The sequence below is a fragment of the Thiothrix nivea DSM 5205 genome, assembly GCF_000260135.1.
Lineage (GTDB): Bacteria > Pseudomonadota > Gammaproteobacteria > Thiotrichales > Thiotrichaceae > Thiothrix > Thiothrix nivea.
This window is the reverse complement of sequence record NZ_JH651384.1, coordinates 918,933-942,183: the sequence shown is the minus strand read 5'-3', so window position 1 is coordinate 942,183 and position 23,251 is coordinate 918,933. Positions and strand designations below refer to the sequence as shown.

General features: G+C 58.4%; 22 protein-coding genes. 13 read left to right on the top strand and 9 right to left on the bottom strand.

Annotation, left to right across the window (positions count from 1 at the left end):
- Positions 1-18 precede the first annotated feature (18 nt).
- Complete coding sequence (gene metE, locus THINI_RS04925) at positions 19-2,295, bottom strand: 5-methyltetrahydropteroyltriglutamate--homocysteine S-methyltransferase (protein ID WP_002707550.1); 2,277 nt, start codon at positions 2,293-2,295, stop codon at positions 19-21.
- Positions 2,296-2,434: 139 nt separating this feature from the next.
- Between metE and THINI_RS04920 the strand changes: the two genes are divergently transcribed.
- The 3 genes from THINI_RS04920 to THINI_RS04910 all read left to right on the top strand — a co-directional run bounded on the left by THINI_RS04920 (position 2,435) and on the right by THINI_RS04910 (position 6,637).
- Positions 2,435-3,874 (top strand): DUF4276 family protein, encoded by a 1,440-nt coding sequence (locus THINI_RS04920; RefSeq protein WP_002707549.1) that lies wholly within the window; start codon positions 2,435-2,437, stop codon positions 3,872-3,874.
- Between the two features lies 1 nt (position 3,875).
- Positions 3,876-4,769 carry a LysR family transcriptional regulator gene (locus tag THINI_RS04915; RefSeq protein WP_002707548.1) on the top strand — a complete coding sequence of 298 codons (894 nt, stop codon included), beginning with the start codon at positions 3,876-3,878 and terminating at the stop codon, positions 4,767-4,769.
- Between the two features lie 245 nt (positions 4,770-5,014).
- On the top strand, positions 5,015-6,637 hold the full coding sequence (locus THINI_RS04910; RefSeq protein ID WP_245536577.1) for a protein adenylyltransferase SelO: 1,623 nt from the start codon (positions 5,015-5,017) through the stop codon (positions 6,635-6,637).
- 24 nt (positions 6,638-6,661) lie between these two features.
- Here the strand turns inward: THINI_RS04910 and THINI_RS04905 are convergent, their stop codons facing one another.
- Positions 6,662-7,120 (bottom strand): Fur family transcriptional regulator, encoded by a 459-nt coding sequence (locus tag THINI_RS04905; protein WP_002707546.1) that lies wholly within the window; start codon positions 7,118-7,120, stop codon positions 6,662-6,664.
- 108 nt (positions 7,121-7,228) lie between these two features.
- Between THINI_RS04905 and THINI_RS04900 the strand changes: the two genes are divergently transcribed.
- From THINI_RS04900 to bfr (THINI_RS04880), 5 genes are all read left to right on the top strand, one after another.
- Positions 7,229-8,488: a porin family protein gene (locus THINI_RS04900; RefSeq protein ID WP_002707545.1), complete on the top strand. Its 1,260-nt coding sequence runs from the start codon at positions 7,229-7,231 to the stop codon at positions 8,486-8,488.
- A gap of 9 nt (positions 8,489-8,497) precedes the next feature.
- On the top strand, positions 8,498-9,394 hold the full coding sequence (locus THINI_RS04895) for a metal ABC transporter substrate-binding protein (RefSeq protein ID WP_002707544.1): 897 nt from the start codon (positions 8,498-8,500) through the stop codon (positions 9,392-9,394).
- A gap of 4 nt (positions 9,395-9,398) precedes the next feature.
- Positions 9,399-10,160, top strand: a complete 762-nt coding sequence (locus tag THINI_RS04890; protein WP_002707543.1) for a metal ABC transporter permease — start codon at positions 9,399-9,401, stop codon at positions 10,158-10,160.
- A 76-nt stretch (positions 10,161-10,236) separates the two neighbouring features.
- Complete coding sequence (gene bfr, locus THINI_RS04885; RefSeq protein WP_002707542.1) at positions 10,237-10,707, top strand: bacterioferritin; 471 nt, start codon at positions 10,237-10,239, stop codon at positions 10,705-10,707.
- A 10-nt stretch (positions 10,708-10,717) separates the two neighbouring features.
- Positions 10,718-11,185 (top strand): bacterioferritin, encoded by a 468-nt coding sequence (gene bfr / locus THINI_RS04880; RefSeq protein WP_002707541.1) that lies wholly within the window; start codon positions 10,718-10,720, stop codon positions 11,183-11,185.
- Positions 11,186-11,265: 80 nt separating this feature from the next.
- Here the strand turns inward: bfr (THINI_RS04880) and hflK are convergent, their stop codons facing one another.
- The 7 genes from hflK to THINI_RS04845 form a co-directional block, all read right to left on the bottom strand.
- Positions 11,266-12,183, bottom strand: a complete 918-nt coding sequence (gene hflK, locus THINI_RS04875; RefSeq protein ID WP_002707540.1) for an FtsH protease activity modulator HflK — start codon at positions 12,181-12,183, stop codon at positions 11,266-11,268.
- The gene (gene hflC, locus THINI_RS04870; protein WP_002707539.1) at positions 12,180-13,097 is read right to left on the bottom strand and encodes a protease modulator HflC; all 918 of its coding nucleotides are present in this window, start codon (positions 13,095-13,097) and stop codon (positions 12,180-12,182) included. The genes hflK and hflC overlap by 4 nt, the downstream gene beginning before the upstream one ends.
- Positions 13,094-14,836: a protease modulator HflK family protein gene (locus THINI_RS04865; RefSeq protein WP_002707538.1), complete on the bottom strand. Its 1,743-nt coding sequence runs from the start codon at positions 14,834-14,836 to the stop codon at positions 13,094-13,096. The genes hflC and THINI_RS04865 overlap by 4 nt, the downstream gene beginning before the upstream one ends.
- Positions 14,837-14,996: 160 nt before the next feature.
- Positions 14,997-15,638, bottom strand: coding sequence for a peroxiredoxin (locus tag THINI_RS04860; RefSeq protein ID WP_002707537.1), 642 nt, complete (start codon positions 15,636-15,638; stop codon positions 14,997-14,999).
- A 157-nt stretch (positions 15,639-15,795) separates the two neighbouring features.
- Complete coding sequence (locus tag THINI_RS04855; RefSeq protein ID WP_040840070.1) at positions 15,796-16,803, bottom strand: Fe(3+) ABC transporter substrate-binding protein; 1,008 nt, start codon at positions 16,801-16,803, stop codon at positions 15,796-15,798.
- Positions 16,804-16,932: 129 nt separating this feature from the next.
- The gene (locus tag THINI_RS04850) at positions 16,933-17,616 is read right to left on the bottom strand and encodes a Fe2+-dependent dioxygenase (RefSeq protein ID WP_002707535.1); all 684 of its coding nucleotides are present in this window, start codon (positions 17,614-17,616) and stop codon (positions 16,933-16,935) included.
- 92 nt (positions 17,617-17,708) lie between these two features.
- Positions 17,709-20,027 carry a TonB-dependent receptor gene (locus tag THINI_RS04845; RefSeq protein WP_002707534.1) on the bottom strand — a complete coding sequence of 773 codons (2,319 nt, stop codon included), beginning with the start codon at positions 20,025-20,027 and terminating at the stop codon, positions 17,709-17,711.
- A 156-nt stretch (positions 20,028-20,183) separates the two neighbouring features.
- On the opposite strand from THINI_RS04845, the gene THINI_RS04840 reads away from it, so the two are divergent.
- The 5 genes from THINI_RS04840 (at position 20,184) to THINI_RS04820 (ending at position 23,232) form a co-directional block, all read left to right on the top strand.
- Positions 20,184-21,314 (top strand): alpha-hydroxy acid oxidase, encoded by a 1,131-nt coding sequence (locus THINI_RS04840; protein ID WP_002707533.1) that lies wholly within the window; start codon positions 20,184-20,186, stop codon positions 21,312-21,314.
- 129 nt (positions 21,315-21,443) lie between these two features.
- Complete coding sequence (gene exbB, locus THINI_RS04835) at positions 21,444-21,875, top strand: TonB-system energizer ExbB (RefSeq protein ID WP_002707532.1); 432 nt, start codon at positions 21,444-21,446, stop codon at positions 21,873-21,875.
- On the top strand, positions 21,872-22,255 hold the full coding sequence (exbD, locus tag THINI_RS04830; RefSeq protein ID WP_002707531.1) for a TonB system transport protein ExbD: 384 nt from the start codon (positions 21,872-21,874) through the stop codon (positions 22,253-22,255). Before exbB ends, exbD begins: the two co-directional genes overlap by 4 nt.
- Positions 22,252-23,022, top strand: coding sequence for an energy transducer TonB (locus THINI_RS23175; protein WP_002707530.1), 771 nt, complete (start codon positions 22,252-22,254; stop codon positions 23,020-23,022). The genes exbD and THINI_RS23175 overlap by 4 nt, the downstream gene beginning before the upstream one ends.
- 9 nt (positions 23,023-23,031) lie before the next feature.
- Entirely contained in the window at positions 23,032-23,232 is a 201-nt protein-coding gene (locus THINI_RS04820) for a hypothetical protein (protein ID WP_002707529.1), read from the top strand.
- The last annotated feature ends 19 nt before the right edge of the window (positions 23,233-23,251 follow it).

The following is a 23,251-nucleotide window of genomic DNA, read 5'->3' as shown; positions in this document are numbered from 1 at the left end:
TGCTGGTTAGCTTTTTTGTCAAGCGGTTCCGCGCAGCACCCTGGCCACTTCCACCATGTTCGCCAGTGCCGGGATCACCTCCGCCCACTGGCGCGTCTTCAACCCGCAATCCGGGTTCACCCACAGGCGCTGCGGCGGGATGTCGCGGCTGGCTTTCTGCATCATCCGCACCATGCTGTCCACTGCCGGGATGTTGGGGCTGTGGATGTCATACACACCGGGGCCGATTTCATTGGGGTAGGCAAACTCGCTGAACGCCTCCAGCAGTTCCATATCGGAACGTGAGGTTTCGATGGTGATCACATCCGCATCCATCGCCGCAATGTCCGGCATGATGTCGTTGAATTCCGAATAGCACATATGGGTGTGGATTTGGGTATCATCCCGCACTCCTGCGGCACTCAGCCGGAAAGCCTCTACTGCCCATTGCAGGTACGGCTTCCAGCCATCCTTGCGCAGGGGCAAGCCTTCGCGGAAGGCGGGTTCATCCACTTGGATAATGCCAATGCCTGCGGCCTCCAGGTCAAGGATTTCATCCCGCAAGGCCAGCGCAATCTGGAACGCGGTGTCCCGGCGCGGCTGGTCGTCGCGCACGAATGACCATTGCAGCATCGTCACCGGGCCGGTCAGCATCCCTTTCATGGGCTTGGCGGTCAGGGATTGGGCATAGGCCGACCACTCCACCGTCATGGCCACCGGGCGTGATACGTCACCGTAAATGATCGGTGGTTTCACGCAGCGGCTGCCGTAGGATTGCACCCAGCCCAGACGGGTGAAGGCGTAACCGTCCAGCTGTTCGCCGAAGTATTCCACCATGTCGTTGCGCTCGGCTTCGCCATGCACCGGCACATCCAGCCCCAGTTGTTCCTGTACTTCGACGGCGTGGCGGATTTCGGCCTGCATTGCCGCGTGGTAGCCGACGGCATCCAGTTCACCCGCCTTGAAGTCGCGCCGCGCCTTGCGGATGTCCGGCGTTTGCGGGAAGGAACCGATGGTGGTGGTGGGGTACAGCGGCAGGTCAAAGCGCTGCTGTTGCGCCTTGGCGCGTTCCGGGTAGGCGGAGGTGCGTTGCAGCAAGGCAGGGCTGATGCTTGCCATGCGCCGCGCCACTGCCGGGTTGTGCACCCGTTCCGATACCTTGCGGGTGTGCAAGGCTTGCTGGTTGGCTTCCAGCACGGCACGCACGCTGCCGTAACCCTGGGTCAGGGCCTGGGCGAGGATGCGCAGCTCGTCCAGCTTTTGCACGGCGAACGCCAGCCAGCTGTGCAGTTCCGCATCCAGCCCGGTTTCCGCTTGCAGATCCAGCGGCACATGCAGCAGGGAACAGGACGGGGCCAGCCACAGGCGTTCCCCCAGCCGCTGGTGGATCGGTTCCAGCCATGCCAGCAGCGCGTGCAGGTCGGTTTTCCAGATATTGCGGCCATCGACGACGCCCAGTGACAGCACCTTGTAGGTGGACAGGTTATCCAGCACCCGCGTGACTTCCTCGCGCCCGCGCACTGCGTCCACATGCAGCCCCGCCACCGGCAGGTTGCAGGCCAGCCGCAGGTTGTCGCGCAACTCGCCGAAGTAGGTCGCCAGCAGTACCTTCAGGTTACGCGCCTGGAGGTGGTTGTAAGCGGCTTCAAAGGCGTTCTGCCATGCCAGCGGCAAATCCAGCACCAGGATGGGTTCGTCGATTTGCACCCATTCCACGCCCAGGGCGGCGAGGTGTTGCAGCACTTCGGCATATACCGGCAGCAGGAGCGGCAGCAGTTCCAGCTTGTCGAATTCCTGCCCCTTGACCTTGCCCAGCCACAAATACGACAACGGCCCCAGCAAGACGGGTTTGGGGGTGAACCCGGCGGCTTGGGCTTCTTTCACCTGATCCAGCAACAGGGTGGAAGCCAGATGGAAATCCGTATCAGCCGCCAGTTCCGGGACGATGTAGTGGTAATTGGTGTCGAACCATTTGGTCATTTCGCAAGCAAAGGTAGGTTCACCCGTGGGAGCGCGTCCGCGCGCCATGCGGAAATACTGGTCAAGTTCACTGATGCCTTGCCCCTGCTGGAAACGTGGCGGGAGGTTGCCCAGCATCAGGCTGGTGTTCAATACATGGTCGTAGAGGGCGAAATCGCCCACTGTCGCCAGGTCCAGCCCGGCTTGTTGCTGGATGTTCCAGTGGCGTTGGCGCAAGCCTTGGGCGGTGGACAGCAGCTTGTCGGCGTCGCTGTCGCCTTTCCAGTAGCTTTCCAGCGCAAATTTCAGTTCACGGTTCGCGCCCATGCGCGGGAAGCCGAGGTTGTGGAGTCGCATACAAAGTCCTTTCCTTAATGACAGAAAGGTGGATTGTGCAGATGATTATCTATGACTAAAAACGATATTTATTCACTATTTGATGAGTATTATTCATGGTATAGTGTGGGCTTACCCTGATAGGAAAGGAGTCTGCACTGTGTCTTCCCCCTGCTTTATCAAGAGCCTCAAGCTAAGCAATTTTTTGAGCTTTGGTGAAGATTCACCTGCGATCCCGCTACAAAGCCTGAATATCATCATCGGCCCAAATGGTTCAGGCAAGTCCAACTTTCTTGAAGCCATTGACCTGCTCCGCAGTGCGCCCAATGAGTTATACAAACCCATCCGCGAAGGTGGCGGCGTCAGGGATTGGCTGTGGAAGGGGGGTAATACACAGACACCCGTCGCCTCCATTGACGCAGTGATCGAAGCGCCAACCAATGTCCCCCAACCCTTGCGTTACCGCTTTAGCTTTACTGCCGCCGGGTATCGCTTTGAGTTGGTCGATGAAACCATTGAACATGAGAGTGTGCATGGAAAGAGCAAAGAGCCTTATTTCTACTACAAATTCAACCACGGCAAGCCTGTCCTGAACGTCAAGGAATCACAGTCCAGAGCAACACAGAGAGCGGGAAGGAATGGTCATAAACCGTTTTTACGCCATCTGAGAATGGAAGAAATCAATATTGAGTCATCCGTCTTAAGGGAAATCCGCGATGCCGAACAGTACCCGGAAATTACCTATGTGGGCAAAGCCTTTGAGAAAATGCGGCTCTACCGCGAATGGAGTTTTGGCCGGGGTAGCCCGCTGCGCTTGCCGCAACGCGCCGATTTGCCCAATAACCTGCTGGAAGTGGATGGCGGCAACCTGGGGCTTATCCTTAATCGTCTTGATGGGGAACCCGCTATCCGGCGCAAGCTCACGGAGGCGTTGCAGGCGCTCTATGCGGGTATTGAGGGCTATCATGTCTTGACGGAAGGCGGTACTACCCAAATATTTTTGCATGAAGGGAATAAAAAAATTCCTGCCACCCGCTTGTCTGATGGAACTTTGCGCTATTTATGCCTGTTGGTCATTCTGCTGCACCCAAATCCACCACCTGTCGTTTGCATCGAAGAGCCGGAATTAGGTTTACACCCTGACTTGATGCCAACCATTGTGGCATTGTTGAAAGATGCCGCTACCCGTTGCCAGTTGATTGTCACCACCCATTCTGACGGTTTGGTGGATGCAATGACAGACCAGCCCGAATCCATCCTGGTGTGTGAACAGGATGATAAGTTGGGCACAACACTAAAGCGCCTTGATGCGGAAGCGTTAAACCCCTGGCTGGTTGCCGATCGGGAAGCCCTGCAAAGCTATTTCGGCAAAAATTTCAACAAAAAAGCCTTGCCCGCCATCAGCCGTAGAGTGGAAGCCATCCCCAAGCAGGAACTGGAAGATTCCCTCAACCGGGCAGCTATCAACACCGCCAAAAAAGGTTACAACAAAGGGCGTGATTCCTTTGCCTTGCTGGAAAAAACAAACCCGGCGGTTGTCAGACAAGGTTCACCATGGGCTGACAGGTTTCTGGCTGAACTGGAAGGCAAGTGCCAATAGGATGGACATCGCCCACCTGCGCATTATCCACGCCCTGCACCAGTACCAGACGCTCGGTGCTGCCGCAGAAGCCCTGTGCCTGACCCAATCCGCGCTGTCACACCGCATGAAGTCCCTGGAACACGAGGTTGGGATTGCGTTCTGGGGCAAACAGGGGCAACGCCTCAGCCTTACCCCGGCGGGGCAGGAGCTGTTGCGGCTGGCGCAGCGGGTGTTGCCGGAAATCGAAGTCACCCGCAGCCGCCTCCAGTTGATGGCGGACGGGCGCGGCGGGCGTTTGCACATCGCGGTGGAATGCCTGCCGTGCGCGCAATGGCTGAACCCGGCATTGGGCGCCTTCATGCGCGAGTGGCCGGATATTGATGTGGATGTGGTCAGCCAGTACCGCTTTTCAGCGCTGCCCGCCTTGCTGGACTACCAGATTGACGCCAGCCTGACCCCTGACCGGATGCCGCACGGCGATTTGCATCACGAGCCACTGTTCAGCTACCCGCTGTGCCTGGCGGTCGGCAAACAGCATCGGCTGGCGGCGCGGCCAAGCTTCACTGCCCTCGATCTGGCGCAAGAAACCCTGCTGACCTACCCGGTGGAGCGCAGCCGTCTGGACGTGTTCACCCAAATCTTGCAGCCTGCCGGACTGGAACCGCGCCATCACAAGGCCGTTGGGGATACGGAACTGATGTTGGGGATGGTGGCAAGCGGGCGCGGGGTGGCGGTGATACCGGAGTGGCTGGCGGAGCGCAGTGCCTGCCGGGGCGAAGTTACCCTCCTCAAGCTCGCTGGCGAGGCGCTGGTCAAGCAACTGTGGCTGGTTGTGCGTAAGGAAGACCGCGCCCTGGCATGGATGGAGGGGCTGTTTGCGGCGCTGGGAAAGCATGTTCCCAGCGCCGTTTAGCCTGCGGGTGTTTCACCTGTTCTTCAGGCAATCTTGACCGTGAGGTAAGCCAGTAACGTGGGGTATCAGTTGGCCCGACAGAAGTGTGCTTTCTCATGCCATTTGGGTAGCTTCGGTTAGTATGGGGTGAGCCTTCCCCCAACAATCTACCGGTGCTAATAACCATGCCATATTCATCCAAGCCATCTGCCGAACCCGGCATAACGACGTTCGATGCGTTTGTGCAACGGGCGGATTATTCCCTGATGGATACCTTGAATGCCGACCCTGATGCTACCAGCGATGGCAATGATCACCGTGCCCGTCAGGTTTTTTCCGGTCATTTCGTCCCTGTGACACCCACACCGCTCCCAGACCCGGAATACGTCACCCACAGCAGCGCTTTGTTCAAGGAACTCGGCTTGAGCGATGAACTGGCACTCGATGAACAATTTCGCCGGGTGTTTTCGGGTGATCTCGCAGCGGCGCAGGAGCCAATGCGTCAGGTGGGCTGGGCGACGGGCTACGCGCTATCAATTTATGGCACCGAATATACCCAGCAATGCCCATTCGGTACGGGGAATGGTTATGGTGATGGTCGGGCAATATCCGTGTTTGAAGGTGTCATCGATGGTCAGCGCTGGGAAATGCAATTGAAAGGCGGTGGCCGAACCCCTTATTGCCGTGGTGGCGACGGGCGTGCCGTGCTGCGTTCCAGTGTGCGGGAGTTCCTGGCGCAAGATTATATGCACGCTTTGGGTGTGCCGACATCGCGCTCGTTGACGCTGTATGTTTCCAAATCCGAGACCGTTACCCGGCCTTGGTATTCTCAGAATTCCCACTACACTGACCCCGATATTATGGTGGATAATCCTGCGGCTATCACAACGCGGGTTGCACCCTCTTTTTTGCGTGTTGGTCAGCTAGAGTTATTTGCCCGTCGCGCCCGCAGCCATGCGCACACAACAGCATTGGAAGAATTGCGCATGATCGTGTCGCATCTGATTGAGCGGGAATACAAAAGTGACATTCATCAGAACCTTGCTTTTGCCGATCAGTTGGTTGAGTTGGCTGGATTATTTCGTCAGCGCCTCACCGCACTGGTGGCCAACTGGCTGCGGGTTGGTTACTGTCAGGGTAATTTTAACAGCGACAATTGCGCCGCTGGCGGCTTTACCCTCGACTATGGCCCCTTTGGATTTTGTGAAGTTTTTGACCCTGAGTTTCAGCCATGGACGGGCGGCGGGCAGCACTTTTCATTCTTCAATCAGCCCAACGCAGCAGAGGCTAATTATCACATGTTCTGGAAAGCGGTGAGGCCGCTGCTGGCGGATCATGCTGAAGCCCTGGAACAATTCGACAAGATACGCAGTGGCTTTGCAGAGGCCATGCAACAACAGCTTGAGCAGATGTGGGCAGCCAAACTGGGCTTGACTGAATTCCAACCAACACTGTTCAAGCAGTTGATGCAGTTAATGAGTGACTCAGCGGTGGATTACACCCTTTTCTTCCGCGAGTTATCCCATATCCCGGACGCTGTTTCAGCGTTGAAAAAGAGTTTCTATGTCAAGACTTCACCGCAACTCGATGAGCAATGGCAATCTTGGCTAAAAAGCTGGCGTGACCTCGCCGCCAACGGTGGTGATTGGGCTGAAGTATCCGCAAAAATGAAACAGGCCAACCCTAAATACACATGGCGGGAGTGGTTGATTGTCCCTGCCTATCAACAAGCCATGCAGGGTGACTACACGTTGGTCAAAGAGCTGCAAGCCGTACTGGGCCACCCCTATGATGAGCAAGCACAAGCCGTGGAAGACAAGTACTACCGCCTAAGACCCAGTGCGTTTTTTAACGCTGGTGGCGTGTCGCACTATAGTTGTTCCTCTTGACCCGGAATAACCACTGAAAAAGCGTTAACCGGCACGGTTAGTTTTGCCCGCGCAATCCGGGCAGCGCCCTTGCAGGTTCAGTTCCACTTCGTCGATCCGGTAGCCCTCTGGTAGGGCAAACAGCAAGGTAGGTTGCAGGTTTTCCAGGCAGAACACCTGTTCGCATTGCTTGCAGTGGAAATGGGCGTGCTGGTGGGGTGTTCCTGCTTGCGCATTGTAACGCCAGGTGCGGTCTGCGCCTGCGATCTTGTGTGCCAACCCTTGTTCCACCAGCCAGTCCAGCGCCCGGTACAGGGTCACCCGGTCAACGGACAGACCCTGCTGGAGCGCAGTTTGCTCAATTTCCTGATGGCTCAGGGCGGCATTGGCCTGGAGCAGGATGCCCAATACTCCGACCCGCGCAGGCGTTGCCCTGCCGTGGGCTTGCAGGAGCAGGCTGCGGGCGGTGGATTCATTGCCGGGAAGGGGGCTAGCCTGGGTCATGTCTGCTACTCGTTTGCGTCAATGTTTTGCAACTGTATTGCATTTTATCGGGTAATGCACATACCATTTGCCCCATTATAAACGCTCAAACACCAACGGGGTGAATACATGCAACTGACACAGACTACTGTGGCTATCGCTATTGCCGCTGCATTGGCAGCACCTGCCGCTTTCGCCGAGACCACCAGCGGCGCCGCCATCAAGGCAGCCCTCAAGCCTGCTTCCAACTGGGAAGGCAGCCTGATCGTCGAAGGTCTTTATTTCGACCGTAGCAGTGACGGCGAACAGGCTGTGGAAGGAATGCCCTCCGGGGGACATGCGCACGGTATCCGGGAAGGTTTGCACCCCGGCCATAGTGAGCTGGTTGTCAGTGGCAACCTGAGTGACAAGCTCAAGGCAAGGGTGACAACGGCTGTAACGCAAGCTGCCGAGGAGGAGGGTGATGGCCTCGAAGCTGAACTGGAGGAAGCTTACGTCGAAACCCAGGGGCTGGGTAATGGTGTAACCCTCAAAGCAGGGCGCTTTTACTCCGATGTTGGTTATCTGAGCAGCAAGCATACCCACGAATGGGATTTTGCCGATACCCCGTTGGTCTACCAGGGCATGTTCGGCGGGCACGCCAATGATGACGGGGTGCAATTCAGTTACGTCGCGCCTACCGACCAGTTCGTGCAGGTGGGTACGGAACTGTTTGCGGGTGAAAAATTCCCGTCCGGCAAAACCGACGATACTCTCAGCGCAGCAACACTGTATGCCAAAACCGGCGGCGATATTGGTACTGACCACAGTTGGCAGGCGGGGATCGGCCATTGGCAGGCAAACAACATCCGCGACCGTAGCAGCGAAGCCCATGATCATGGCGGCGGCGCGCCTGCGGAAACCCCGCGTTTTTCCGGCGACAGCAAAATCAATACCATCAACGCCACCTACAAATGGGCACCCAACGGCAATGCCAGGGAACGCAACCTGAAACTGCAAGCCGAGTATTTCCGCCGCAATGAGTCCGGCACGGTCGATATGGTGGAGGCGGATGGAACGGTGGCAGAAACGACCGGCTACGATGGCAAGCAAAGCGGATGGTATACCCAGGCAGTTTACCAGTTCCGCCCGCACTGGCGGGTTGGCGTGCGCCATGATCGCCTGAACATTGACAATAGCGGTGATGATGACGATGTGCTGGAAGAGGCAGGTTTGCATTCTGAAGGCCACACCCCTAAGCGCAACAGCCTGATGCTCGATTACACCCCGCGCGAATACAGCCGCCTGCGCTTGCAATTCAACGAAGACAAAAGCACGCCGGAAACTGACAGGCAGGTGATCCTGCAATACACCCACAGCTTTGGCTCGCACGGCGCACACGGTTTTTAAGGAGATTCCATGAAACGCATTTTTCTCATCTTTGCCCTGCTATGCGGCAGCACACTCGCCCATGCCGACCTCAATATCTTCGCCTGCGAACCGGAATGGGGCGCACTGGCGCAGGAAATCGGCGGCAACCAGGTCACGGTCTACAACGCCACCACCGGCTTGCAAGACCCACATCATATCGAAGCCCGCCCCAGCCTGATTGCCAAGGCGCGGCAGGCGGATTTGCTGGTTTGCACCGGCGCGGAACTGGAAATCGGCTGGCTGCCGTTACTGCTGAGCAAATCCGGTAATGCTGCCATTCAGGAAAGCCAACCGGGGAATTTCATGGCAACGCAATACGTACAACTGCTGGATATTCCGGAAAAAGTTGACCGCAGCATGGGGGATGTCCACGCTGATGGCAATCCGCACATCCAAACCGACCCGCGCCGCATCGCACAGGTCGGCAAGGCGCTGGCGGAACGCATGGCGCAGGTGGATAGCGCCAACGCCGCCCATTACCAGCAGGGTTACGCCAGTTTCAACAGCCGCTGGCAACAGGCCATGCAGGGCTGGCAGGCCAGGGCGGCGGGCTTGCGCGGCAAGGCTATCGTGGTGCATCACAAAAGCTGGGTTTACCTGCAAGACTGGCTGGGTTTGCAGGAAATCGCCACACTCGAACCCAAGCCCGGCGTTCCGCCTACTACCGCGCACCTGACCAGTGTATTGCAGCAACTGCAAGCCACCCCGGCCAGCGTGGTGATTTATTCCGCCTACCAGAACCCGCGTTCGGCGCAATGGCTATCCGGCAAGGCAGGTATTCCGGCAGTGCTGCTGCCTTCCACGGTTGACGGCACACCCGAAGCCAGCGACCTGTTCCGGCTGTTTGACGACATCATCCAGCGCCTGACTGGCGTGGCGAAGTAAGCGTATGGACTGGACGTTGCAATTCAGCATCCTCGCCCCGGCCTTTGTCGCCGGGGTGCTGGTATTGGCGACCCACATCCCGCTGGGGCGCGAAGTCCTGTGTAGGGGCATCATTTTCATCGACCTGGCGATTGCACAGATTGCCGGGTTGGGGGTGATTGCCGCGCACAGTTTCGGTTGGGAAGTGCATGGCTGGGAAACCCAGCTCATCGCCCTGTCTGCCGCACTGGCGGGTGCGTGGCTGCTGGGCTGGGCGGAAACGCGCCTCAAACAACAACAGGAAGCCCTGATCGGCATTGTGTTTGTGCTGGCGGCGACTGGCGGGTTGTTGTTGTTGGCGAATAATCCGCACGGTGGCGAACACCTGCGTGAGCTGCTGGCCGGGCAAATCCTGTGGGTGAACTGGCCTGATCTGATTCCGCTGGCGGTGCTGGCGGCGGCCTACTGGCTGCTGGCATGGTTGAAACCGCAATGGTTGCCACGCCTGTTCGCACGGCAGACATTTTACCTGTTGTTTGCGGTGGTGATTACCTTTGCGGCGCAGGTGGTGGGGGTGTATCTGGTGTTCGCCAGTCTGGTGATCCCGGCGTTTGCGGTGTGGCGGGAACAGGCTGGTTCCTTGCGTGATGCCTTTGCGCTGGGGCTGCTAGGGTATGCAGCGGGAATTATGGTATCGGCGTGGCTGGACTTGCCGACCGGGGCGAGCATTGTGTGGTTTCTGGCGCTGGCGGGTTTGGGGTATCGCTTGATAGGCAGTAGAGCTTAATTGACCAGGCTGATTGGCAAGGGATAGGATGGACAGGCATTGAATATAAAACCAACCTAAACAACAGGAGACGCCTATGAAAGGAAACCCCGACATCAACCGTTCGCTGAATCTGGTGCTACGCAGCCAGTTGACGGCGATCAACCAGTATTTCCTGCACGCCCGCATGTGCAAAAACTGGGGGCTGGAAAAGCTCAACGGCAAGGAATACAAACGTTCCATCAAGGCCATGAAACAGGCCGATGAACTGATCGAACGCATCCTGTTCCTTGAAGCCCTGCCCAACCTGCAAGACCTCGGCAAGCTCTACCTCGGCGAAGACGTGCCGGAAATCATCGCCAACGACCTGCGCCTGGCCGGTGAAGTGGCGGCGGAATTGCGCAAGGTCATCGGCGAATGCGAACAGGCGCAGGATTACGTTTCCCGCGACCTGTTGCAGGAAATTCTCGAAGAGGAAGAAGAGCAGATTGACTGGCTCGAATCCCAGCAGTGGGCGATCGACAACGCCGGTCTGCAAAATTACCTGCAATCCATGATGGACAGTTAAGGAGAACAACATGAAAGGAAAAGACCGTGTTATCGACGTGCTGAAAACCCTGCTGGCCGGTGAGCTGGCGGCGCGGGATCAGTACTTCATCCATTCGCGCATGTGCGATGACTGGGGTTTGAGCAAGCTGTATGAGCACTACGAGCATGAACGCCAGGAAGAAAGCGGCCATGCGGATGCCATTATCCGCCGCATCCTGTTCCTCGAAGGCGTGCCCGACCTGGATAATCAGGACAAGCTGAATGTCGGTTCCGACGTACCCAGCATGTTCAAGAACGACTTGGCGCTGGAATACCACGTCACCGGGGCGCTGAAAGACGCGATGAAAATCTGCGAGGAAGAGCAGGATTACGTCACCCGCGAAATGCTGCGCGTGCAACTGGAAGATACCGAAATGGATCACGCTTACTACCTGGAAAAGCAACTCGGCCTGATTGACAAGATCGGCCTGCAAAACTACCTGCAATCGCAGATGTAAGTTCCCCTCCAATCCTCTGTTCAGGCACACGCGGTCTTCGGATGCGGCGCATTACCCAGACAGGGGTTTTACTTCTCCGCTCACTCGTTTCCTTCCGCTTGCCTGCCCGTTGACGGCGTTGCCAGCGTCACCCTGGCTTTCGGCATCACTTGTTCCAGCATTTCCAGATACATGCGCTGCCCGGTCAGGGCGGGGGCCTGGCGGTATTCTTCCCAGGTACTCAGCAAGCGGTCGCGGTCGCCGCTGGCGCGCGCCAGCAATTCGCTGGCATAGGCTTGCGCCTGTTGCTGCTGGCGGTTGGCGTCGCTGCGCGCCTTGGCCAGGGTGGAGCTGCGTTCGCCCTGTTCCACCTGAATCTTTTCCTGCTTTTCAGCGCGGGCAACCGCCACGTCATCGAACACCTGTTTGATGGATTGCGGCGGTTCCAGGCGGCGGATTTGCACCGAAGTGACGTTGATGCCGAGGTTGAGGGCGCGGGTTTGTTGCTGGATGGCCTGTTGCAGGCCGGACTGGAACTGGTTGCGCCCGGTGGTGAGCAGGTCGCCGATGTTCTGGCTGGCAACGTACTGGATGCTTTCGGCCTGCGCAATCTGCCGCAGCAGTTGTTCCGGTTCAGCAGCCTGATGCTGGAAAATGCCCGCTTCCTGGATGTTGTATTGCAGGATCAGCGCCACGTTGATGAGGTTTTCATCGCCAGTGGTCAGTTCCAGTTGCACATGGCTGGCGTTGGCGTCCTGGGCGAAATCCAGCTCCATCGAGCGCACCGCCGTCACCTGCAATTTTTCCACGGATTCAATCGGCCAGGGCAGGCGGTAATGCATTCCCGGCGCAATCTTGTCGTCCACCAGCTTGCCGAAGCGGGTGAGGATGCCGCGCTGTTCCGCGCCTATTGAGTAAAAGCCGCTCAACAGGTAAAGCAGCGGCACGATCCCCAGTAATGCCAGCCACAAGCGCTGGCTGTGGCGGGCGACCTGTTGCAGGTCTTCCCTCAGGCTCATGGGGCAGGCTCCGGCAACGGCGCGGCGGGTGGTTTGGCGGTGGGTGGCGTCATCAGGTAATCAAAAATGGGCGCATCAGATGACAGGATGAAGGTGGTGTTGTCACCAATGATTTTTTGGTAGGCGTCCAGTGAGCGGCTGAAGCGGTAGTAATCCGCATCGGCCTGGAAGGCTTCGGCGTAGGTTTTGGCGGCTTCCGCTTCCCCCTTGCCCTTGGTGGTCTGGCTTTCGCGGTAGGCTTCGGCCAGCAGTTCGCGGGCTTCGCGTTCGGTTTCGGCGCGGATTTTGGCGGCGGCTTCCTGGCCTTCGGCGCGGTGCTGCTTGGCGGTGCGTTCCTGCTCCGACATCATGCGCTGGTAGATGGATTGCAGGTTTTGCTTGGGGAAGCCGAAACGGTTGGGGCGCACGCTGATGATTTCGATGCCGAATTCTTTCAGGGCGGTGGCGCTGCTGTTGCCGGTGACGCTGGTGAACAGCGCGGGCAAGCCTTGCTGCTGGTTGTCGACGCTGAAAATGTCGCTGAGCGGGATGTTGCCAATGGCAGCGCCTACCCCGGCGTTGAGCAGTTCCTGTAAGCGCAGGCGGGCGGTGTCAAAGTCGCGCACGCTTGTGAGGAAGGTTTCCGGTTCGGCGATGCGCCACACCGCGAAGCTGCTCACCACCAGGTTGCGGCGGTCGCGGGTGACGAATTCCGCCGGTTCCAGCCCCAGCAGTTGCAGGCGCTTGTCCAGCACGGTGCGGGTCTGGATGGGGGCGGGCAGTTTGAGCGCCAGCCCGGCTTCGCGGATCGTGCGCACCGGCTTGCCGAACTGCATGATGACCACGGTTTCGCTTTCCTTGACCGGCACGAGGCAGGTGGACAGCAGGTAGCCAGCCACGATCAGGGCGGCCAGCGTCCACAGGGTTGTTTTCATGGCTGGATTTTCCTTTGGTTGCTGGCGGCGGCTTTTTCCGGCGGGGTTGCGCCCTTCCAGACGCGCAGGTCGTTACTGTGGATGGCCGGGTCGGTAATGGTCAGCGGCTTGCCTGCCAGCTTGTCGGTCACGGTATCGAGGTACTGGTTAAAACGGATCACCTCGGGGTATTGGCGGAATACGCTGGAAATTTCCCGGAAGCGTTGCGCGTCACCCAGGGCGCGTTGCTGCTGTTCGCTGCGGTTGCTGTCGGCGGTGGTGAGGCGCTGGAGCTTGGCGGCGTTGGCCTTGCTGAGTTCGGCGGCGCGTTCGCCGCTGGCTTCGAGTTCGAGGCGTTGCTGTTCCTGGCGGGCGTCGAAGGCGTCGCGGTAAACCTGCACCACCCGTGGCGGCGGCTGGAGCGACTGGATTTGCGCATTCACGCTCACCAGCGGCAAGCCCAGCGCCTGCATGTCGGCCTTGATCTGGCTGGCGATGCTGGCGGCGAAGGCATCGCGGGGCGTGTCCAGCAGTTGCCGGAAACTGAGGCGCGAGACCTGTTGCCACAGGGCGGATTCGGCGACGTGCGCAATCAGCCGGTCAGTGTCGGCGCTGTTGACCTGCAAGGGCAGGGTGGGCTGGGTCTGGTAGTGCAGGCTGAGCTGGATGTTGACCAGGTTTTCGTCGCTGGTGGTCATCAGCAGGGCGTCGTAACGGTCTTCCGGGTCGCTGAGGAAGGCTTGTTGCCACAACAGTTGCGGTGCGGGCGGGGTGGCGGCGGCAGGCGTTTCCACCCGCCCCAGCGTCAGGGTATTGACGTAGCCCGCCGTCAGCAGTTGCATGTCGCCGAAAGGCCAGGGTAGGGCGTAGTACAGGCCGGGCGGCAGTTCCGCGCCTTGTGAGCGGTTGAGTACCTGTTTGATGCCGACCTGCCCGTGCGGCACGATGCTCAGGCCACTGGTGGCGTAAAGGCATAGCGCCAGCACCAGCAGCAAGACCTTGCTGGTGCGCTGGTAGGTTTGCCACAAACCGATGAAAGGGGCTTGCAGCCAGCGGTAGACACGGTTGGCGGCCAGCGAGCGGGTGGCGGTTTCCAGCAGGGAAAGCTGTTGCAGTTCGCCGCCGCGCAACAGGCTGCGGAACCCGGCGACCAGCAGTTCCACCCCGGCGACGCCAACCATCACGGCAATGATTACCGCGACGATTTCATCCAGGTAAATGCCGATCATCATGCCGACCAGCGATACCAGTACGGCGATGGAGGAAAACACGTCCATCTGGCTGTGGTAGCCGTCGGCTTCCAGTGCGGGCGAGTCAGTATCACGCCCGACCCAGGTTTTCAGCCGCGCCATGAACCAGGCGATGGCGATGGAAAGCAGCACCCCGGCGATGCCGACCCACAGGTTTTTGAGTTCTTCGGGGGATCGGCCTTGCACTTCGCGCACAATTTCCACCGGCACGTACAGGATCAGCAGCGCCACCAGGATGGCAAGGATGGCTTCAAAACGGTAAGCCCTGGCGATGGCGGCGGGGTTGCCGGTACGTTCCTGGCGGTGGCGCGTCACCAGCCCGACCAGCAGGATGGTGGAAACCGCGAAGTCGGTGATGGAATGGTAGGCATCCGCCAGCAGCGCGGCGCTTCCGGTTGCCCAGGCAGTGGCCATTTTGATCACCACCAGCAGCGCGTCGGCGAGGATGGCGAGCAGCGAGGTGCGGATACGGCGGTCGTTGAACAAGGTTGGGGTTCCAGTGCCTGACATGACTGTTGAGGCTAAAGGGGGAATATTTCAGGTTGATGACAAAACTTAAACGGACACGGCCTGCATCATCGCAGGCCGTTATTGTTACAGATTCCCGATCTTTGTAGGAGCCAGCCCTGCTGGCGATCGCTTGCTACAGAAGATGTTTCGTACATGTTCCTTACAGGGCTTTCTTGCAGAAATACCAGTCAGTGCATTCATAGCCTTCCGCCATGCGGGCTTCTGCGGCAGCTACGTCACCCGGTGGCGGGACAATCACTTTGTCGCCCGGCTGCCAGCCTTCAGGGGTGGCTACCTTGTTGGTGTCGGAGGTTTGCAGAGCCGCCACCAGACGCAAGAACTCGTCAATGGAGCGCCCGTTGGTCATCGGGTAGTAGACCATGGCGCGCATGACGCCATTCGGGTCGATGATGAAGGTTGCGCGTACTGCGGAGGTATCCGCTGCACCGGGGTGGATCATGCCGTAGGCATTCGCCACTTTCATGCTCAGGTCTTCGATGATCGGGAAACCGATGTCCACACCGAATTTTTCCTTGATATTGCGCATCCAGGCCACGTGGCTGTAGTAGCTGTCGATGGACAAGCCCAGCAGTTCGCAGTTGAGCGCGGCGAATTCACCCTGGCGTTTGGCGAAAGCCATGAATTCGGTGGTGCAAACCGGGGTAAAGTCAGCCGGGTGTGAGAACAGCACCAGCCATTTGCCCTTGTAATCGTCCAGTTTTTTCACACCGTGGGTAGTGCGGGCTTCAAACGCAGGGGCTGGTTCGTTGATGCGTGGCATTGAAGGTGTCATGTTGTCCATTGTCAGGTTCCTTTTCAGTTGGAGGGTTTACTTGTGAAGGAAGCAGTTGGCGGTGTCATCAGATTGGCTTGCCGCTTCGTTGATAAGCATATTATGAAATAATGATATTTATTTAAAATGGAATATTTTGAACGTTTCGTTCTATTAAATGTATTGTTTACTGCCAACCTGCCTTGTCCATGATCTGCACGGCCTGGGCGTTGTGCTTACCCAGTGCTGACAGGTTCAGCGCATCAGTTTTGAAGTTGCCCCAGCTTTGCAGTTTGGCATCAGCTGCAATACCGCGTTTGACCGGATATTCGCCGTTGGTGGTGGAATACCAGCGTTGCGCGTCATCCAGCAGCATGTATTCCAGCAGTTTCACCGCGTTGTCCCGGTTCTTGGCGGATTGGGTTACGCCCGCGCCGCTGACATTGATGTGCGCGCCCCGGTCGCGTTGGTTGGGGAAAAACACTTTCACTTTGCTGGCAGCGGCTTTTTGCGCGGCATCGCCACCGTACAGCATTTGCGCGTAGTAGTAGGTGTTGGCAAGCGCAATGTCACATTGCCCGGCTGCCACGGCCTTGATCTGGTCACGGTCGCCGCCGCTGGGCGGTCTGGCAAGGTTCGCCACCAGCCCTTGCGCCCATTGTTCGGCTTGCGCAGCGCCCTTGGCGGCAATCATCGACGCCAGCAACGACTGGTTGTAAATGCTGTTGGAGGAACGCACGCAGATACGCCCTTTCCACTTCGGGTCAGCGAGGTCTTCGTAGGTGGACAATCCCGCAGCCTGCACCTTGGCCGGATTGTAGAAAATCACCCGCGCCCGGTAGGTCAGCCCGAACCACTGGTTGGCCGGGTCGCGCAGATTGGCGGGAATCCCCTGGTTCAGTTTGGCGGACTGGATTGCCTGCAAACTGCCATTGGCGGCAGCGCGGGATAAACGCCCGGCATCAGCGGTAATCAGTACATCGGCGGGGGAATTTGCCCCTTCGCGTTTGAGGCGTTCCAGTAGCGGGTCATCGTCGCCCGTGACCAGATTGACCTTGATGCCGGTATCCTTGCTGAAGGCATCCAGCAGTGGCTTGATCAATTGCTCTTCGCGTGCGGAATACACATTCACTTCATTGGCCAGCACCTGCGCACTGCACAGTAACAGCAGGCCAGCAACTAACTTTTTCAACATGAAAAACTCCTTTTTTTTCATGAAGAAACCCCTCCCCGACCCTCCCCTTGTCAGGGAAGGGTGTAAGAGGACTGGAGTACCCTCTTGTTCCTCCCCTGACAAGGGGAGGTTAGGAGGGGTTTCTTCAAACTACGCATCCGCCCAGCGGCGGAGCAAATTGTGGTAAATCCCCGCCAGCCTGACGGTTTGGGGATGTCCCGCGCCCAGTTCCAGCGAAAGTTCCTGAATGCTCTGGTCGAGGTCGTACAGCAGGGTGCGTTGTCCATCATCGCGCACCATGCTTTGCGTCCACAGGAACGAGGCGATGCGCGCGCCGCGCGTCACCGGGCGTACCTGGTGCAGGCTGGTGGACGGGTAAACCACCATGTCACCGGCGGCCAGCTTGACTTCCTGCGCACCGTAGTTGTCTTCGATCACCAGCTCGCCGCCGTCGTATTCCTCCGGTTCGCTGAAAAAGACGGTGGTGGAAACGTCGGTGCGGACTTTGACGGTAGTGCCCGGCACATAGCGGATGGCGTTATCGACGTGGATGCCGTAATTCCCGCCACCTTCGTAACGGTTGAACATGGGCGGAAAGATTTTCAGCGGCAGGGCGGCGGAGATGAATTGGGGTGATTTCGCCAGCGCATCCAGGATCAGGCCGCCGATTTCTTCCGCGAGCGCTGAGTTTTGTGCGAGTTGCAGGTTGTGTTTGGCAGTGGCGGCTTGTCCGCCCGCCGTTGTTTTGCCATCGACCCATTCCGCCGCATCCAGTTGGGCGCGGCAGTGGGCGATTTGTTCTTTACTGAGGACATTGGGTATACAGATCAGCATTGCCTATGCTCCTTGAAATGGTATTACCCCCCAAAAAGCCCGCCCCGTGACTCATGAAAACGGGGCAGGCTACCAGGACTCAAACTGTCAGATTAAAAGTCGTAGGTAAGGCTCACGTTGGTCGTGCGACCGGGTGCAACATAAGTGAACGGCGCACCGCTGCGGTAGAACGCTTCGTAGATGGTTTCATCGGTGGCGTTTTTCACATTGAGTTGCGCCGACAGCTTGTTGCTGATCTTGTACTCGCCCATCAGATCCAGCCGGTTGGAAGAGGGCAGGGTATTACCTGTGGTGGCCGCGAATGAGCCGCCTTCAACCTTGCCGATATGGATGACGCTGCCACCCACCGCCATTTTGGGCGTGGCCTGGTATTTGGCCTGGATGCTGGCGCTTTTCTCCGCCACATTGGCCAGACTCTTGCCCACAGAGTTGGGGTCTGCCGAGTCGGTGATCTTGGTATCCATGTATACCGCGCCACCCGCCAGACTCAGCTTTTCCGTAACATTGCCTGACACGCCCAGTTCCAGACCCTGGATACGCACCTTGCCGGTCTGGCTGTAAACGGTTGCACCACGCGGGCCGGTTGCCTCAATCTTGTTTTTCTTGTCAGTCTGGAACAGGGCGGCACTGACGGCGAGGTTGTCATTCATCAGGTTCCATTTGGTGCCGAGTTCCAGGCTCTTGTTCTGCTCCGGCTTGAAACCGCTGATCTGTTCATTCAGGCCGCCGTAAGCCACGTCGCCCACGCCGTCATACATTTCGCCCGGCACGTTGGAGGAGGTGCTGACCGAGGCGTACACGCTGCCATTTTCCTTTGGCTTGTACACCACCCCGGCATGACCGTTGCTGAAACCTTTTTTGTACGTGACCGGCGGGTTGACGCCCGCAACTGTGCCGCTGGTCGCACCAGCGCCATAGGTCAGGGATGAGTTGGTGATGTCAAAGTGGTCGTAACGTAAACCGCCAAACGCTTCCCACTTGGGGTTGAACTTGACGGTATCCATGACATACAGCGATTGCGTGTCAGCCTCAAGGACAGAGGAACGGCTGACGCCATTGATGCCCGGCGCGGTCGCATAGTTGTCCGGGTTCAGGATGTTCAGCACCGGCGCGGGGACACCGCCAGGGTTGGTGGTGGCGTTGAATGTGTTCAGGCTTGGCACATCGTTGGTGACTTTTTCATTGCTGATTTCAAAGCCTGCCACCACGGTATGCTCGGTTTCACCCCGGTGGAATTCGTGGGTAATTTGCGTGCTGTTGCCGGTGAACTTGTTGTTGAAATCCGCCGTGTTGGCGCTGTTGGTGACGGTAGCTGTTGGCGTCAAACCGGTTGCCGCCGGAACGCTGCCCGGTTTGGAAACAACGTATTGGTTGGTGGTTTCACCCACGCGGGTCTTGCTGGTGACGGTGGTGTTGGGCGACAGGCGATAATCCACCGTGCCGGTGAGGATGTCCGCACCGGTGTCGTGGAAGTCACGCCCGGCAATGACGTAGGAGTTGTCACGGTCAACAGCGGCAGGCGCACCAGTAGTCGGATCCCACGGATGCCCACGGTCAGGCATGGCTTCATTGCGCAGGTGGTAGAAATCGACCGACAAATCCAGGTTGTCGCTGGCCTTGTAATCCGCCGCAATCGCTGCGCCGTGGCCTTTTTTATACACTTCGTCACGCCCGGCAATTTCTGAATCCTGCACCATCAGGTTACTGCGCACGTTCAGCTTGTCATTGACCACGCGGTTGGCGTCGAGGGTGGCGCGTTTGTCATCGCCTAGGGTCAGCGTGCCACGCGCGAAGTTGGTATCCTGCGGGCGTTTGGAAACGCTGTTGACCGCGCCGCCGGTTGTACCCCTGCCGCCAAAGGTAGAACTGGGGCCTTTGGCAATTTCAACCTGTTCGGTGGCGAAAATGTCGCGGGTGGTGGAGCCAGGGTCACGCATCCCGTCCACAAAGGTGTCGTTACGCGCATCATAGCCACGGATGAAGAAACGGTCGCCTTCCGCGTTACCGCCTTCGCCCGTACCCAGGGTGACGGAAGGCTGGGTACGCATCAGGTCTTTGAGGGCGGAAACGCCAGCGTCTTCCATCTGCTCCTTGCCCACCACGGTAATGGTCTTGGAAACGTTCAGTAGCGGCTCGGTAAATTTGCTGTTGCCGGATTTGTCGATCTTGTACGGCGCTTCCGGGTCAGCGTTGGGGTTGGAACCGGGTTTGGCCTGGGTGGCTTCGGTCGTCACGCCTTCCAGTTGGGTGACATCCGCTTTTTCTTCCTGGGTTTTTTTGTCGTCAGCGGCAAAAGCGGGGGTGGTGACAGCAGCGAGCACCACAAAAGCGGCGGAAGCCAGGGCAATATTCGGTTGTTCAACACGGCAGGCCGTGCCACGGATGGCAAGGGGCTTCTTCTGATAGCTCACTTGGATACTCCTAAAAACATTGAGTGGAAAGGGGTTCGCATCCGTGGCTATCAGGCTATTCGATGCATTCAGGGTTGCAGATGATAATCATTCCCCTTTATTAGTCAATAGACCTTGTGGTAAAAATACGAATTATTGTTATTTGAGTGTTGGAGTATGACCACACAAACCGCAGCAAACAGGCCGCTCCACGCCTGTCTGACACAGATTCCCACCGCCATTGCCGCTGTGTCGGATTATGAAAACTTTGCCCACGAGCGGCTGGACGACAACGCCTGGGCCTATGTCCACAGTGGCGCGGCGGATGAAATCACCCTGCGCCGCAACCGGCAGGCATTCGACCAGCTTGCGCTGCACAGCCGTGTCCTGAGCGATATGCGCGGCGGCCAAACCCGCTTGCAGTTGTTCGGGCAAACCCTGCAACACCCGGTTCTGCTGGCTCCGGTGGCTTACCAGACCCTGTTTCACCCGGAAGGGGAACTGGCCAGCGTCCGCGCGGCGGCGGCGATGGATGCGGGCATGGTGGTCAGCACCCTGGCGACCCACACGCTGGAACAGATTGCCAGCCATGCCGCTGCGCCGTTGTGGTTCCAGCTTTATTTCCAGCCGGATCGGGAATTTACCCTGCAACTGTTACGGCGGGCGGAGGCAGCCGGTTATCAGGCGCTGGTGGTGACGGTGGATGCGCCCATCGCCGGAATCCGCAACCGCGAGCAACGCGCTGGTTTCCACCTGCCAGCGGGGGTGGGGGCGGTCAATTTGCAGGGAATGCGCCAGCCACAACTGCAACTGGCGGAAGGGCAAAGCCGGGTATTCGACGGCCTGATGGCGCACGCTCCGACCTGGCGGGAAATCGAACGCTTGCGCCAACTGACGGATTTGCCACTGATCCTCAAAGGCATTACTCATCCACAGGATGCGCTGCTGGCGCTGGAACTGGGCGCGGACGGCATCATCATTTCCAACCATGGCGGGCGCACCCTGGATAGCTTGCCCGCCACGTTGGAGATGCTGCCCGCAGTGGCAAAGGCCCTGCAGGGCAGGATGCCGCTGCTGCTGGATGGCGGCATCCGGCGCGGCACGGATGTGCTCAAAGCCCTGGCGCTGGGGGCAAGCGCCGTGCTGGTTGGCCGCCCGCTGGTTTACGCCCTCGCCACGGCGGGTGCTTTGGGCGTGGCGCACATGCTGCGCACCCTGCGGGAAGAGCTGGAAATCAGCATGGCACTGACCGGTTGCCGCACGCTGAAGGACATTACCCCCGCTGTATTAGCCATGAGTAATACTTGAAAACGAAAATAACAACGATTATCATCCGCGTAAATTTACCTGATGCCACTAGCCATCCGCCCATAGCCAAATCGGTAGCCAAGGTTCAGTAAAGCCCTGTTTTTATATTGAAAAGGTTTTGCTAACCCCATGGAATTACTGAAAGATTATCTCGACTACATGGTGCTGGGCACGCTCGGCGTGATGAGTTTCATCATGCTGGCGTTTGCGGTGGAACGTATCATCTATTTCTGGCGCGTCAAACTGGCTGAGTTCAAGCACATTGAACTGCTGAAAGTCGCCCTGACCCGCAACCTCACCACTATTTCCAGCGTCGGTTCCAATGCGCCCTATGTGGGTTTGCTGGGAACTGTGCTCGGTATCCTCGTCACCTTCCACGAAATGGGACAGGGCGGCAAGATCGACGTCAACACCATCATGCTGGGGCTGGCGATGGCGCTGAAAGCCACGGCTGCCGGGCTGTTCGTCGCCATTCCCGCGATCCTGTTCTACAACAGCCTGATGCGCAAGGTTGATGTGCTGGTGGCGCGGTGGGAAGCAGCGCAGGACGGCCACGCATGAAACGCTTCGACCAGATCAACATGATCCCCTTCATCGACATCATGCTGGTGCTGCTGGCGATCGTGCTGACCACCGCAACGTTTGTGTCGCAAGGGCTGATCGAGGTCAACCTGCCGACCGCCGAACAGGTCAGTGAACCCCCGGAAGACGAAGAGCCGCTGGAAATCGCCATCGACGCGCAAAACCAGCTGTTCCTCGCTGGTGAGCAGGTGACGCTTGAACAGCTGGGCGACAAGCTGACGACGCAGGCCAAACCGGAAACCCTGATCGTGCTGCGCATCGACAAGGCGGCTGTGTTTGAACATTTTGTCAAGCTGATCGACCTGCTCAAGGCGAAGGAACTCAGCAACCTCTCGATACAGGCGCAGCAGGAACCATGAAAACCAACCACCTGACCGGATTCGGCGTTTCCAGCGCCATCCATGCCGCGCTGGCGCTGCTGCTGGTTCCTGTCCTGTTTGCCGAAGCAAAACAGCCGGAAGAGCCGCCGGTATTGCCGGTGGAGCTGAGCATGTTCGAGCCGCAAGCGCCCGAGCCAGCGCCGCAACCCGTTCCGCAGGTAGCGCCGGAGCCGCCGCCTCCACCGCCTCCGCCCAAACCGAAAGAGAAGCCAAAGGAAAAGCCAAAGCCGAAAAAAGAAAAAAAGGTGGAAAAGCCCCTGCCCAAACCCAAGCAGGAGAAAGACTTACGCAAGGAGCGGGAAGAGCGCGAACGCCGCGAGGAATTGCAGCGTCAGCGCGAAGAGCAGCGGCGGCTGGAAGAACTGCGCCGTCAGGAACAGGCGCGTGCCGAAGCCGAACGTCAGGCTCGCCAGCAGGCGCAACAGGAAGCTGCCGCTCGTGCCGCCGCGCAAGCGCAAAACGAAGCGCCGGTCATTACCAACCCGCGTTACCGCAGCCCGCCGCGTGCGCCGGATTACCCTCGTCGTGCGCTGGAGTCAGGTGTAGAGGGAAGGGTTATCGTGCGGGCGAATGTGAGTCCCGGCGGCAGTGTAACCGCAGTCCGCGTGCATCAGTCATCCGGCAACAGTTCACTGGATTCAGCAGCATTAAAGGCAGTGCGCGGCTGGTCATTTGTCCCGGCGACCCGTGGCGGGCAAAACATCGCATCCATCGTGCAGGTGCCGGTGAATTTCAAAATCAAGTGAGGAAAACAGATGCAGGTTTTACGCAAATACATCCCGGTGGCAGGGGTACTGATGATGGCTGGCTGGTTAGCAGGCTGTGCTGGTGATCCTGTGAAGGAAACGGTGGCTGATGCCAATGCCAAGCCGATCAATTACGGTTGCAGTGGAACCTCGATCAACGACTGCATGACCTTCCATACGCCGGGTTCGGGTGGGAAACCGTCACATTAATCCAGCCAGTGGAGTTTTA

What these genes read in the sequence shown, in the direction of transcription:
- exbB (WP_002707532.1), top strand. Translation starts at nt 21,444, where the DNA reads ATGGAATTACTGAAAGATTATCTCGACTACATGGTGCTGGGCACGCTC.
- hflC (WP_002707539.1), bottom strand. Translation starts at nt 13,097, where the DNA reads ATGAAAACAACCCTGTGGACGCTGGCCGCCCTGATCGTGGCTGGCTAC.
- THINI_RS04905 (WP_002707546.1), bottom strand. Translation starts at nt 7,120, where the DNA reads ATGACCCAGGCTAGCCCCCTTCCCGGCAATGAATCCACCGCCCGCAGC.
- THINI_RS04900 (WP_002707545.1), top strand. Translation starts at nt 7,229, where the DNA reads ATGCAACTGACACAGACTACTGTGGCTATCGCTATTGCCGCTGCATTG.
- bfr (WP_002707542.1), top strand. Translation starts at nt 10,237, where the DNA reads ATGAAAGGAAACCCCGACATCAACCGTTCGCTGAATCTGGTGCTACGC.
- THINI_RS04910 (WP_245536577.1), top strand. Translation starts at nt 5,015, where the DNA reads ATGGATACCTTGAATGCCGACCCTGATGCTACCAGCGATGGCAATGAT.
- bfr (WP_002707541.1), top strand. Translation starts at nt 10,718, where the DNA reads ATGAAAGGAAAAGACCGTGTTATCGACGTGCTGAAAACCCTGCTGGCC.
- THINI_RS04890 (WP_002707543.1), top strand. Translation starts at nt 9,399, where the DNA reads ATGGACTGGACGTTGCAATTCAGCATCCTCGCCCCGGCCTTTGTCGCC.
- THINI_RS23175 (WP_002707530.1), top strand. Translation starts at nt 22,252, where the DNA reads ATGAAAACCAACCACCTGACCGGATTCGGCGTTTCCAGCGCCATCCAT.
- THINI_RS04820 (WP_002707529.1), top strand. Translation starts at nt 23,032, where the DNA reads ATGCAGGTTTTACGCAAATACATCCCGGTGGCAGGGGTACTGATGATG.
- THINI_RS04915 (WP_002707548.1), top strand. Translation starts at nt 3,876, where the DNA reads ATGGACATCGCCCACCTGCGCATTATCCACGCCCTGCACCAGTACCAG.
- THINI_RS04865 (WP_002707538.1), bottom strand. Translation starts at nt 14,836, where the DNA reads ATGTCAGGCACTGGAACCCCAACCTTGTTCAACGACCGCCGTATCCGC.
- THINI_RS04895 (WP_002707544.1), top strand. Translation starts at nt 8,498, where the DNA reads ATGAAACGCATTTTTCTCATCTTTGCCCTGCTATGCGGCAGCACACTC.
- THINI_RS04850 (WP_002707535.1), bottom strand. Translation starts at nt 17,616, where the DNA reads ATGCTGATCTGTATACCCAATGTCCTCAGTAAAGAACAAATCGCCCAC.
- hflK (WP_002707540.1), bottom strand. Translation starts at nt 12,183, where the DNA reads ATGAGCCTGAGGGAAGACCTGCAACAGGTCGCCCGCCACAGCCAGCGC.
- metE (WP_002707550.1), bottom strand. Translation starts at nt 2,295, where the DNA reads ATGCGACTCCACAACCTCGGCTTCCCGCGCATGGGCGCGAACCGTGAA.
- THINI_RS04840 (WP_002707533.1), top strand. Translation starts at nt 20,184, where the DNA reads ATGACCACACAAACCGCAGCAAACAGGCCGCTCCACGCCTGTCTGACA.
- THINI_RS04855 (WP_040840070.1), bottom strand. Translation starts at nt 16,803, where the DNA reads ATGTTGAAAAAGTTAGTTGCTGGCCTGCTGTTACTGTGCAGTGCGCAG.
- exbD (WP_002707531.1), top strand. Translation starts at nt 21,872, where the DNA reads ATGAAACGCTTCGACCAGATCAACATGATCCCCTTCATCGACATCATG.
- THINI_RS04860 (WP_002707537.1), bottom strand. Translation starts at nt 15,638, where the DNA reads ATGGACAACATGACACCTTCAATGCCACGCATCAACGAACCAGCCCCT.